We start from the raw sequence: 11464 nt of genomic DNA on the forward strand, positions 1-11464 counted from the left end.
ATTTATCGCGCGTCTTCAATTAACTCTGCTGCGCAAACTTCAACGGCTGCTCTGACGAGCCGCGCTTCATCACCCGATCCAGCACTTCCGCTTCCAGCTCTGCCAGACGTGCCGATCCGCGACGGCGTGGGCGCGGTAAATCGACGATCAAATCCAGGCCAATCTGGCCTTCCTCAATCAACAATACGCGATCGGCAATAGCTACCGCTTCGCTGACATCGTGCGTCACCAGCAGCACGGTGAAGTTATGCTGCTCCCACAGCGACTCAATCAATCCCTGCATTTCGATACGCGTCAACGCATCCAGCGCCCCGAGCGGCTCGTCGAGCAGCAGCAAACCTGGGCGGTGAATCAGCGCACGCGCCAACGCCACACGCTGTTTCTGTCCGCCGGATAACGCGGCAGGCCATTCATTGGCGCGATCCGCCAATCCCACCGCTTCGAGCGCTTCCAGCGCGGCGGCGCGCCATTCGCGGCCTTTCAGTCCCAGCCCTACGTTATCAATCACCTTTTTCCACGGCAGTAAGCGTGAATCCTGGAACATCAAACGCGTATCTTCGCGTGCCTCGGATAACGGCGCATTGCCCGCCAGCAACGCCCCGCGCGTGGTGGATTCCAGACCCGCCAGCAGGCGCAGCAAGGTACTTTTCCCGCAGCCGCTACGGCCGACCACGGCGACGAACTGCCCAGAGGGAATATGCAGATCGATATTATTCAGGATGGTGCGATCGCCATATTGCTTGCTGACGCCATTCACACCAACCGGCGTACCGCGATTTAAGCGCGCCGGATTTAGGGTTGCGTTGCTCATGCGTTCTCCTTCACTTGGTAGGCCGGATGCCAGCGCAGCCAGACGCGCTCCAGCAGTTGTGCCGCGACGTCGGCGAGTTTGCCGAGCAGGGCATAGAGAATGATGGCCACCACCACCACGTCGGTTTGCAGGAATTCACGGGCGTTCATCGCCAGATAACCAATGCCAGAGTTAGCGGAAATGGTTTCGGCGACAATCAGCGTCAGCCACATCAGGCCAAGGGCAAAACGTACGCCAACCATAATCGAAGGCAGCGCACCAGGCAGAATCACCTGAATGAACAGGCTCCAGCCAGACAAGCCGTAGCTGCGCGCCATCTCGACCAAACCCCGATCAATATTACGAATGCCGTGATAAGTATTCAGGTAAATCGGGAACAGCGTGCCCAGCGCCACGAGGAAAATCTTGGCGGATTCGTCGATGCCGAACCATAAAATCACCAGCGGAATCAGCGCCAGATGCGGCACGTTACGCAACATCTGCACCGAGGTATCCAGCAAGCGTTCGCCGACGCGCGAGGTGCCGGTAATCAAACCCAGAATCAAACCAATCGAGCCACCAATAGAGAAACCGATGGCAGCACGCCAGCTGCTGATCGCCAGGTTTTGCCACAGTTCTCCGCTCACCGTCAGCTTCCAGAAGGTGATGAGGATGTTTTCCGGCGACGGCAAAATGCGCGTCGACAGCCAACCCACTTGCGATGCCAGTTGCCACAGCGCAATCAGCACCACCGGCAACACCCACGGCAATACAGCATTGGTCAGCCTGGTTTTAACGTTCGCCATCATCTGCTCCTTTAGCTCTGCGACACTTTTTGCGGCGTGAAATCGTTGGCCACCGCTTCACCGTGCGCTTGCACCACGCGCGGCTTCGGCACTTCCGGAATCGCCAAATCGAGGTGCGGGAACAGCAACTCGCCAACGCGATAAGCCTCTTCCAGATGCGGATAGCCGGAGAGAATAAAGGTCTCGATGCCGAGATCCTGATACTCCTGCATGCGCGCCGCCACGGTTGGGCCATCGCCCACTAACGCGGTACCTGCGCCGCCGCGCACCAGGCCGACACCGGCCCACAGATTCGGACTGATCTCCAGCTTGTCGCGACGTCCACCGTGCAGTGCGGCCATGCGCTGCTGGCCCACCGAATCGGTGCGCGCAAACGCGGCCTGCGCTTTGGCAATGGTGGCATCGTCGAGATGGGCAATCAGGCGATCCGCCGCTTGCCACGCTTCTTCATTGGTTTCGCGCACAATCACGTGCAGACGAATCCCGAAGCGCACGGTGCGGCCTTGTGCCACCGCTTTGGCGCGCACTTGCTCAATCTTCTCTTTAACTAACGCCGGCGGTTCGCCCCAGGTGAGATAGACATCGACCTGTTCAGCGGCCAGATCCTGCGCGGCATCTGATGATCCGCCAAACCACAGCGGCGGACGCGGTTCCTGCACCGCTTTAAACATCAGACGCGCACCGCGCACCTTCACATGCTTGCCTTCGTAATCGACGGTTTCGCCTTCGCTCACCCGCCGCCAGACGCGGGTAAACTCAGCGGACTCTTCATAGCGCTCACGGTGATCGAGGAACACGCCATCGCCGGCTAACTCTTCCGGATCGCCGCCGGTGACCAGATTAAACAGCGCGCGACCATTCGACAGACGATCCAGCGTGGCGGCCTGACGCGCCGCCTGCGTCGGTGAAATCACGCCCGGACGCAGTGCGACGAGGAAACGCAGACGCTGCGTAACCGGAATCAATGACGCCGCCACCAGCCAGGCATCTTCACAGGAGCGACCGGTGGGGATCAGCACGCCGCCGAAGCCAAGGCGATCCGCTGCCTGCGCAATCTGTTGCAGATAACCATGATCAACCGGGCGCGAACCTTCCGCGGTGCCGAGATAGTGACCATCGCCGTGCGTCGGGAGAAACCAAAATACGGATACGCTCATGATTAATTTCCTTTAGGCTGGGCGGATTGTGGATGCCAGATGCGGTCAGCAATATTCACTTTTACCGGCATCAGATGATTGGCATAAAACAGATCGGCCGTTTGCTGTTGGGCCTGCGCGGTATGGGCGCTGACCGGCGTAATGGTGGTCGGTGGACGATGGTCGAGATAGCTGGCAATCACCGGTTTCGGTAAGCCCATCGCATTCGCCAGCAGATCGATACTCTGGTCGCGCTGGCTGCGCGTTAACGCATCGGCTTCGCTGAAGGTATTCAGGACCTGCTGCACAAAGGCGCCGTTCGCCTCGGTGTATTTGCGCGTGGCTAAATAGAAGGAGCCGGTTTGATTGAGTTTGCTGCCGTCGGCCAGCACGCGCACGTTGCCTTGCAGCAGCGCGGCAGAGTAATAAGGATCCCAAATTGCCCAGGCATCAACATCACCTTGCTGAAACGCGGCGCGCGCATCGGCAGGCGTCAGATAGGTTGGCTGGATATCTTTAAAACTCAGCCCGGCCTGTTCCAGCGCACGCAGCAGCAGGTTGTGCGAGCTGGAGCCTTTCTGGAACGCCACTTTATGGCCTTTCAGTTCGGCCACGCTGTGAATCGGGCTGTCTTTCGGCACTAAAATCACTTCGGCTTGCGGCTTGGGTGGCTCCGAGCCGACATACAGCAGATCGGCACCTGCGGCCTGCGCAAACAGCGGCGGGATGTCGCCGGTGCTGCCCAAATCGATGCTATCGACGTTAAGCGCCTCGAGCATCTGCGGGCCCGCCGGGAATTCCACCCACTTTATATTGGTGTGCGGGAAGCGCTGCTCCAGCAGCTTGTGGGTTTTCGCCAATACCATGCTCACCGAACCTTTCTGGTAACCGATGCGCAACTGTTCTGGTGCGTCGGCGGCCTGTGCGCTCACGCTCAAGGTGAGCAGCGCCGCGACGGCTGGCATGAGTAAACCCGTCAATATCCTTTTCATCTCTCTTCCTTTATACCGCTTGTGCGTAAGGTGGGTGGCGACGATGTAGCGCGTGCCAGAAGGTATCCAGCGCTTCATCAATGCGTTGCGACAGCAGCGGATCGAGCAGCGGCTGGCGGTCGTAATCGGTAACCTGGCCGTCAGTGGCGAACACGCCGTGCAACACTTCCTGTGCCTTTAGCGCGTTGAGTACCGGCTTCAGCGCGTAATCCACCGCCAGCAGATGTGAAGCGCTGCCGCCGCTGGCCAGTGGCAACACCACTTTGTGTTCCAGCGCGCGCTCGGGCAGTAGATCCAGCAGGGTTTTCAGTGCGCCGGAAAACGAAGCCTTATATATAGGCGTGGCGACAATTACGCCATCCGCCAGCGCCAAATCGGCTTTCAACGCGGCCAATGCGGGAGAATCGAAGCGTGCATAGAGCAAATCTTCAGGCTGGAAGTTGTGAATATTCCATGGAATCACTTCGACACCGCGTGCTTCCAGCGCGTGCTGGCACAGGCTCAGCAGCGCAGTAGAGCGTGAAGGGAAGCGAGGGCTGCCCGCCAGCGTAATAACCCGCATGGTCACTCCTTATAACTGAAAGTTATTGATTATCTGATATTCAGAACTGATGTGCTCAATACTGTCAGAGCAGGCAGCGAGGCTTAAATGATTTATCTGGTAATCCTAAGTCGCAAAATGGGATAGCCAGTGACATATAAAGAGGGGATGAAAACGCAGGTTTCAGGCGCTTAGGTATAATCTGAAAAGCGAGGCTGCAAGGGTGCAGTTATATAAATCCTGCGGCCTCAGTGAATGACGTTAATGATTAAAGGGCGTGATGCATGGGTAAAACAGAGTAGTAACCAGAGAAATATATTTATACAGACCGCGCAGTTACCGATTGCATGCAGTGCTTGATATTGAAAGTTATGGAAAAAGATAAACAATTCTCCACTATTCACTCCCTCATGAATCGGATAAAACTGAGCAACAGTTGTTTATTTCCTAATTTACCGTGGTTTTTATTTCACGAAATTTATGTCTAAACGCGAATAAAGGTTAATAAAATACGCACTATTCAATCCCCTTGTTACAAGTCATGCAAATTTTCGCCGATCAACATCACACTTCATGCAGCTGCGCTGAACAATTAATTTCGTAAGTTACATGTTAATGCTAATCGCGGTTGGAATTACAATTCCAGGCCTGTTTATAATCGGTTGAGCTAATTTCCGCTAGAACACGATAACGATATTTCACTTATTTATTTACGCCCGCGTTTTGTGGCGTGAACTGCCGTTGCGGCAAACCAATTTATTTTTAGGGAGATATATATGGGTAGTTCTTCATTTGCTCAGGATTTAACTGAGCAGCGGGTCGCGCCTGCCACCTTCAATCGCATCTCACCCTCGCCTAACGCTGCAGAGGAGCTGGTATGTTACTGGCTGCAACCCGATGCTGCGGGATCGCATCTCACCTCTTCATTGCTGCCGACCTTTCCGCACAGCACGCCGGCTGAAGATGATTTCCTGCTGTTCAGCGCGGAACGCAGCGCCTTGCCGGCCAACCTGCTGCAGGACGTGGCAAAGCTCAGTGACCAGCGTCCCGAGCTAAACTGTTTTGTGGTCTCACTGGCGAAGCGCGAGCTGGCGAACGGTTTACACTCTTCTCTGCAGCTGTTTCAGCAACTGCATGCGCAGCGCTGGTGGCAGCAGGGCGGCTTTGTGGTGATCTTGCGTGCTGGACTGGCCCGCGCGGGTGGGCCGCTGACGCGTATTCAGGATGTGATGCTGGCCGGATTACTGCATACGCAAACGGCGTGGGTGCTCGATTACGCCAGTGAAGCGTCGCTGACCACTCAGGTAGAAGCCTCGCCGCGCTTAACCTATCAGCAATTTATTACCGATTATGAAAAACTCACGCGATTGTCACACTATATTCCGGAGCGAAACCGCTATCGGGAAAGTTATTTACGCAGCGGCTTATTACAATTAGTCCAGCACGAGTTAAGTGGTGCCGATAAATTCTCAGATAATACCCGCCATGCATTAACCTACTTTGCGGAAAACTTCCCGGCCAAAGGTGCAATGGAAAAACTCATGTTGAAACAACCTGACATCTATTTCTCCATGATGAAAATGAGAAAAAAGCTGGGCGCTTAGCACCAACGTTAATTTTAAGAATAACTCCGGTGTGCGCGTGAATACTTTTATGTCACGCTTAAGGCCACTGAGATAATCCCCAGATGCCAAAACACCTATGTCTATAAAACGTAACGCGATTGCCAACTATGTTGGTCAAATCTATCTGACGCTGTCAGGTATTTTGGTTGTACCACTTTATATTCAACACTTAGGTATGGAAGCCTACGGTTTAGTGGGCTTCTTTTCGATTTTATTAACCTGGCTGCAATTACTCGATGCCGGTGTTTCGACCACCTTGATGCGGGAAGCGGCGCGCTATCGTGCTAATCAGGAGGAATTTGTCTGGTTCCCGGCGCTGTTTGCCACGCTGACCAAATTCTTCTTGTTCTCCACGATTGTGCTGGTGGTGTTGGGTTGGCTGGCGACGCCGTGGATTGCCACGCACTGGCTGGATGCGCGTCATCTTCCGGCGGGCGATGTGGTGATTGCCGTGGCGATTATGGTGATCACTGCGGCGATACGCTGGCGCACCAGTCCGTATCGCAGCGTGATTGTGGGCTTCGAACATCAGGTGTGGCTGAACGGCGTCAACCTGATTATCACCACCTTGCGCACCTTTGGCGCGGTGCTGGTGATTCAATTCTTCTCTAATGCGGTATTGGCGTTCTTTGTCTGGCAGTTGTTGGTGTCGATTGCCGAAGCGGCCTGCTGTATCTACAAATCCTGTCAGCTGATCCCCAAAGCGGCGCGCAAAGAGAAGCGCGGCGATCTGAAAGAGGTGCTGAAACCCTTTATTCGTTTTGCGCTCAGCGCGGCATTTTCCAGTGCGGTGTGGACCTTTATTTCGCAAATCGACCGACTGGTGCTCTCCAAGACGCTGCCGCTGAGCGAATACGGTTCGTTTACCGTGGTGGCGACTGCCGCAACTGGCATTCTACTGCTCAGCAGCCCGATCATGCAGGCTATCGTGCCACGCATGACCGGCATGAAAACCCGCAAAGAGGGCGATGCGGAGTCCTTGAAACTTTACCGCTACACCACGCAGGCGGTGGCGATCTTTATGGCGCCGCTCAGTATCACCATCGCCTGTTACGCCGGCCCGCTGCTGTGGGCGTGGACGCAGAAAAGTCAGATTGTTGATGAGATGTCATTTGTCCTTAGCCTGTACGCATTAGGCAGTGGCATTCAGGCGATCTGCGGTTTGCTCTATCACCTGCAATACATCAACGGCAACCTCAAGCTGCACATGAAAGGCTTCACCTGCTTTGCCGTGCTGCTGGTGCCGCTCAACATCTGGTGTGCCATTCACTACGGCGCACTGGGCACCGGTTGGCTGTGGCTGGGCCAAAACATCTTCTATCTGGTGGGCTGGGCGTGGCTGGTGCATCGCCGCTTTGCGCCGGGCATTCATTTCACCTGGTTAACCCGCGACGTGATGCTGATTTGGGCGGTTTCTGCGGCTGTCGCCTGGCTGAGCACCTTGCTGCCGATCGAGTGGAACCAAAATCGCTGGCTCAACCTGGTGTGGCTTGGCTTGATTGGCGCGTTCAATCTCGGCGTCTGCTGTCTGCTGCACAGTGTGGTGTTGAAGCGTCTCAGAATTCCGTTGTTTAACGTTGAGGAAAGAGGATGAGCATGATGTCATCTCACCGTATCCCTACGGTTTCGGTCATCATACCGAACTGGAATTGCGCGCCCTGGCTGCCAGAAGCGATGGGTTCATTGCTGCGTCAGTCATCGCCGCCGGAACAGATCATTGTTATCGACGATGGTTCCAGTGACAGCAGCGTAGCCTGGCTCACGGCGTTTGCGGCTCAGCATCCGCAGGTAATCCTGCTAAGCGGTGAGCGCGGCGGCGTCAGCGCCGCGCGTATGAAAGGGCTCTCTGTCGCAACCGGTGATTTTGTTTACTTCATGGATGCCGATGATTTTGTCTCCACCGACTTGTTCGCCGACTTCCGTCGCGTGCAGGCGCGCCATGAAGATATCGATCTGTTCTGCTTTGGCGCGAAAATGTTTTTTGATGTGCCTGCCGCGCAGCGCCACTATCAAACCATTCACCAGCGTCATGTCAGTGGATTGCTGCCCGGCGGCAGCACCAGTTTACGTACGCTGATGCAGCATCAGTCGGCGCATCGCGTCGTGTGGAGCAGCATCATTTCGCGTCGCTTGATTGATCAACTGGCGCTGCAGTTTCTGCCGATTCAAAACCATGAAGATGCGCCTTACATGTTTGCGCTCTATCTGCAGGCGCGTAACATTTATTGCACCAGCCAAAGCTACTACTACAAACGCTTTATGCTGACGTCGCTGTCGCAAAGTACGCGCGATTTTTCCTATGTGAAAAATTACTTTATTGCGCGTGAAAGCAGCGAACAGTTCCTGCGCGATCGGCAACTGCCGGTGGATGCGGCGTTGCTGGATAGCTATTACCAAACGGTGATGCACAGCTGCCTGGCGCAGATGCGCAAAAATCACATGGTGATCCCAACGGATTGGCAACCGCAGGTGAATCAGCTGGTGCGCAATGTGTTGCAGCATAGCGCGCGTCTGAAGCTAATGTGGTATTGCCCGACGATTTACAGTGGCTTGCAGGCTTGTCGCGAACAGCTTGGCCGCTATTCTGCACGACGCTGATAACGATCAAATTGTGATGCAGTAGAACAATTTACTTTTGCGCCAGCGCACCTTACCATTCTGGCGCACATTTTCCCGTGCACCCCGACTTCCCTGGTTTCCGTCATTGAGGAGAGTGCATGTTATATCCTATCGTCCGGCCAGCGCTGTTTAAGCTTGATCCTGAGCGTGCGCACGAACTCACCTTTCAACAACTGCGTTTTATTAGCGGCACTCCGCTGGAAGGGCTGATTCGCCAGTCGCTGCCATCACGTCCGGTAACCTGCATGGGATTAACCTTCCCGAACGCGCTCGGCTTAGCGGCCGGTCTCGATAAGAATGCCGAGTGCATTGATGCCTTCGGCGCGATGGGCTTTGGTTTTGTCGAAGTGGGAACGGTAACGCCGCTGGCACAACCGGGAAATGATAAACCGCGTATGTTCCGCTTAGTGCCTGCCGAAGGGATTATTAACCGCATGGGGTTTAATAATCTCGGCGTTGATCATCTGATTGCCAACGTTAAAAAGTCGCGCTTTAAGGGCATTCTCGGCATCAATATTGGCAAAAATAAAGATACGCCGGTCGAGAAAGGCAAAGACGATTATCTGATCTGCATGGAAAAGGTATATGCCCACGCCGGTTATATCGCCATCAATATTTCGTCACCCAACACGCCAGGATTACGCACGCTGCAATATGGCGAAGCGTTGGACGATCTTCTTTCTGCCATCAAATTAAAACAGCAAGAACTACAACAAAGGCACCTTAAATATGTGCCGGTGGCGGTAAAGATCGCGCCGGATCTGACTGAAGAAGAATTGATCCAGGTTGCCGACAGTTTGGTGCGCCACAATATTGATGGTGTGATTGCCACCAATACCACGCTTGATCGTTCGCTGGTCACCGGCCTTAAATACGCCGAAGAAATGGGCGGATTAAGTGGTCGTCCGGTGCAGTCACGCAGCACCGAAGTGATTCGCCGCCTGGCGCAAGAGCTGCAGGGCCGCTTACCTATTATCGGCGTCGGTGGTATTGATTCGCTGGTTTCTGCGCGTGAGAAAATTACCGCGGGCGCAACATTAGTGCAGATATACTCTGGATTTATTTATAAAGGCCCAAGCTTAATTAAAGATATCGTGACCTACCTCTAAGACATTTCCCACTTTACTGCGCCGAGGGGTTTATTTATCCCTTCGGCTCGTTTATATTTTGTCCTGCTGATGCATTTTTCAGCTTTTTCTCAGATTTATTTTTTTAATTAAGCGCCGTTTAGCGCAGCGATAAACCACAGGGCAGATCATGAAAATCAAACCTGATGACAACTGGCGTTGGTATTTCGACGCTGATCATGACCGCATGATGCTGGATTTAGCCGACGGCATGTTATTTCGCTCGCGCTTCTCGCGCAAAATGCTGACGCCTGATGCCTTTAATGTCAGCGGTTTTTGCGTTGATGACGCCGCGCTCTATTTTAGCTTTGAAGAACGTTGCCGTCAGAGTGGATTAAAAGGCGATCAGCGTGCGGAATTAGTGTTAAACGCGCTGGTGGCCAGTCGTTTTCTCAAACCCCTGATGCCAAAAAGCTGGCACTTCACGAATCATGCGCACAGCTGGCAGCCAGCAGCGGGCGATATGGTGGCGGTGACGCTGGCTGATAGCGGCGAACAGGCACAACTGTTTGTGGTTGAAAGCGGTGAAAATGCCGCGCTGTGCTTATTAGCGCAAAACGCGCTAACCGTGGCGGGTAAAGGTATGCAGTTGGGTGATGCGATAAAGATCATGAACGATCGTCTGCGTCCACAGCAGCAGGAACAAACCGCCCACTTTGCGCGGGCGGTGTAATCGGCTTACGCCAGTTCGATATCGCCTGCCGGAATACAGCTGCAGCTTAAGATGGTACCATCCGCGCGCACCGCGCTTTTCTTCAGTGCCTTCACTTCACCCGCCACCAACGTCACTTTGCAGCTGCCACAAATCCCGGCGCGGCACGAGTAGGGAATGCGGAAACCCTGCATTTCCAACTGTTCTAGCAGCACTTGCTGATTGTCGCCGCTAAAGCTCGTCCCCTGATAATCGATGCTCACCGCACTGTGGCTGCTGGCGGCTGGCGCCAGCGTTTCGACCACGGCGCCCGCACCGTAAGCGCGTGGGGTTTGCTTCTCGATAATGGTCACCGCATCGCCGACGCGAATAATGCCGCTATTAAGGGCGATCAAATTCAGGCCGAAATCGATATCGCCGCTGCCATCCTGCGCGCTGCGAAAACCCTGCAAGGTCGAGAGCGGTTCGCCATCAGGATGTTTACGGCCGCTTTCGGTACCGACGGTAGTAAACACGCAGCGGCTGCACGGCTTCGGCATCTCAAAGGTGATCTCGCCAATTTGCAGGCGTTTCCAGCTATCTTCTTCCCAGGCGGCCGCGCCGCTCACCACCAGATTGGGACGGAACTGCTCAACGCGCACGCTGGCCGGACAGCGCTGTTGCAGATCCTGCAACGAGGCCATATTCACCAGCAGGTAAGGAAAACCGTCGGCGAAACTCAGTGGCACATGATCAAAACGCTTCACGCGGCGCGTCGGTTGCACGCCGGTCCAGCGCAGCTGCACCGGACGCGGGAAGAAGGTGCTTAACCAGCTGTTGATCGCGTCAGGTGCAATATGCGCGGTGAAATGGTTGCCCCAGACTTCGGTGGGTGACTGCTCAGCAGTGAAATCAGCGAAGCGGATCAGCGCCTGCGAACCATCCGCTGCCTGCAGAAACAGCCCGTCCGGCAGCAGCGCCGGAGTAAAGCGCACCATTTCCGGAAACTGGCGGGCGGTCACGAACGTGCCGTCCCGTTCGGTCACCATAAAAATGCGATCAAAGCCCAGACCGCTTTCCAGCACCTGCGCATGTGACAGTTGCAGACCGCGCATAGATTTAACGGGATGGATGTAAAGGCGTGAAAGCGTAATCATCACCACTCCAAAAAAGGGTCATAAGTTTTAAAGAAGCTAA

Annotated in this window: 11 protein-coding genes; 5 read left to right on the forward strand and 6 right to left on the reverse strand. The window is 54.8% G+C overall.

Going from position 1 to position 11464, the window contains the following annotated elements:
- Positions 1 to 19 precede the first annotated feature (19 nt).
- Genes ssuB through ssuE form a run of 5 tightly spaced genes read right to left on the reverse strand, consistent with a single transcriptional unit; the run spans position 20 to position 4286 of the window.
- Positions 20 to 811 (reverse strand): aliphatic sulfonates ABC transporter ATP-binding protein, encoded by a 792-nt coding sequence (gene ssuB, locus ACYAC5_RS06990; RefSeq protein WP_462062660.1) that lies wholly within the window; start codon positions 809 to 811, stop codon positions 20 to 22.
- Positions 808 to 1596 carry an aliphatic sulfonate ABC transporter permease SsuC gene (gene ssuC / locus ACYAC5_RS06995; protein ID WP_101760938.1) on the reverse strand — a complete coding sequence of 263 codons (789 nt, stop codon included), beginning with the start codon at positions 1594 to 1596 and terminating at the stop codon, positions 808 to 810. The genes ssuB and ssuC overlap by 4 nt, the downstream gene beginning before the upstream one ends.
- A gap of 11 nt (positions 1597 to 1607) precedes the next feature.
- Positions 1608 to 2753, reverse strand: coding sequence for an FMNH2-dependent alkanesulfonate monooxygenase (gene ssuD, locus ACYAC5_RS07000; protein WP_192413844.1), 1146 nt, complete (start codon positions 2751 to 2753; stop codon positions 1608 to 1610).
- Positions 2754 to 2755: 2 nt separating this feature from the next.
- The gene (locus tag ACYAC5_RS07005; protein WP_137385505.1) at positions 2756 to 3724 is read right to left on the reverse strand and encodes a sulfonate ABC transporter substrate-binding protein; all 969 of its coding nucleotides are present in this window, start codon (positions 3722 to 3724) and stop codon (positions 2756 to 2758) included.
- A 10-nt stretch (positions 3725 to 3734) separates the two neighbouring features.
- Positions 3735 to 4286, reverse strand: coding sequence for an NADPH-dependent FMN reductase (gene ssuE, locus ACYAC5_RS07010; RefSeq protein WP_101760936.1), 552 nt, complete (start codon positions 4284 to 4286; stop codon positions 3735 to 3737).
- Between the two features lie 755 nt (positions 4287 to 5041).
- Between ssuE and ACYAC5_RS07015 the strand changes: the two genes are divergently transcribed.
- From ACYAC5_RS07015 to ACYAC5_RS07035, 5 genes are all read left to right on the forward strand, one after another.
- A complete protein-coding gene (locus ACYAC5_RS07015; RefSeq protein ID WP_192413842.1) occupies positions 5042 to 5869 on the forward strand; it encodes a hypothetical protein in 828 nt (275 codons plus the stop codon).
- 97 nt (positions 5870 to 5966) lie between these two features.
- Positions 5967 to 7484, forward strand: coding sequence for a lipopolysaccharide biosynthesis protein (locus ACYAC5_RS07020; protein ID WP_462062662.1), 1518 nt, complete (start codon positions 5967 to 5969; stop codon positions 7482 to 7484).
- Positions 7485 to 7486: 2 nt separating this feature from the next.
- On the forward strand, positions 7487 to 8488 hold the full coding sequence (locus tag ACYAC5_RS07025) for a glycosyltransferase family 2 protein (protein ID WP_225614528.1): 1002 nt from the start codon (positions 7487 to 7489) through the stop codon (positions 8486 to 8488).
- A gap of 119 nt (positions 8489 to 8607) precedes the next feature.
- On the forward strand, positions 8608 to 9618 hold the full coding sequence (gene pyrD / locus ACYAC5_RS07030; RefSeq protein WP_192413838.1) for a quinone-dependent dihydroorotate dehydrogenase: 1011 nt from the start codon (positions 8608 to 8610) through the stop codon (positions 9616 to 9618).
- A 148-nt stretch (positions 9619 to 9766) separates the two neighbouring features.
- Positions 9767 to 10309: a cell division protein ZapC gene (locus tag ACYAC5_RS07035; protein WP_101760931.1), complete on the forward strand. Its 543-nt coding sequence runs from the start codon at positions 9767 to 9769 to the stop codon at positions 10307 to 10309.
- Positions 10310 to 10314: 5 nt separating this feature from the next.
- Here ACYAC5_RS07035 and ACYAC5_RS07040 read toward each other — a convergent pair whose 3' ends face one another.
- On the reverse strand, positions 10315 to 11424 hold the full coding sequence (locus ACYAC5_RS07040) for a YcbX family protein (RefSeq protein WP_192413836.1): 1110 nt from the start codon (positions 11422 to 11424) through the stop codon (positions 10315 to 10317).
- Between the last annotated feature and the right edge of the window lie 40 nt (positions 11425 to 11464).

It is taken from the genome of Pantoea sp. y20 (assembly GCF_054903455.1).

Coding starts and splice junctions, on each gene's coding strand:
- ssuE (WP_101760936.1), bottom strand. CDS start 4,286: ATGCGGGTTATTACGCTGGCGGGCAGCCCTCGCTTCCCTTCACGCTCT.
- ACYAC5_RS07040 (WP_192413836.1), bottom strand. CDS start 11,424: ATGATTACGCTTTCACGCCTTTACATCCATCCCGTTAAATCTATGCGC.
- ssuB (WP_462062660.1), bottom strand. CDS start 811: ATGAGCAACGCAACCCTAAATCCGGCGCGCTTAAATCGCGGTACGCCG.
- ssuD (WP_192413844.1), bottom strand. CDS start 2,753: ATGAGCGTATCCGTATTTTGGTTTCTCCCGACGCACGGCGATGGTCAC.
- ssuC (WP_101760938.1), bottom strand. CDS start 1,596: ATGGCGAACGTTAAAACCAGGCTGACCAATGCTGTATTGCCGTGGGTG.
- ACYAC5_RS07035 (WP_101760931.1), top strand. CDS start 9,767: ATGAAAATCAAACCTGATGACAACTGGCGTTGGTATTTCGACGCTGAT.
- ACYAC5_RS07015 (WP_192413842.1), top strand. CDS start 5,042: ATGGGTAGTTCTTCATTTGCTCAGGATTTAACTGAGCAGCGGGTCGCG.
- pyrD (WP_192413838.1), top strand. CDS start 8,608: ATGTTATATCCTATCGTCCGGCCAGCGCTGTTTAAGCTTGATCCTGAG.
- ACYAC5_RS07025 (WP_225614528.1), top strand. CDS start 7,487: ATGATGTCATCTCACCGTATCCCTACGGTTTCGGTCATCATACCGAAC.
- ACYAC5_RS07020 (WP_462062662.1), top strand. CDS start 5,967: ATGTCTATAAAACGTAACGCGATTGCCAACTATGTTGGTCAAATCTAT.
- ACYAC5_RS07005 (WP_137385505.1), bottom strand. CDS start 3,724: ATGAAAAGGATATTGACGGGTTTACTCATGCCAGCCGTCGCGGCGCTG.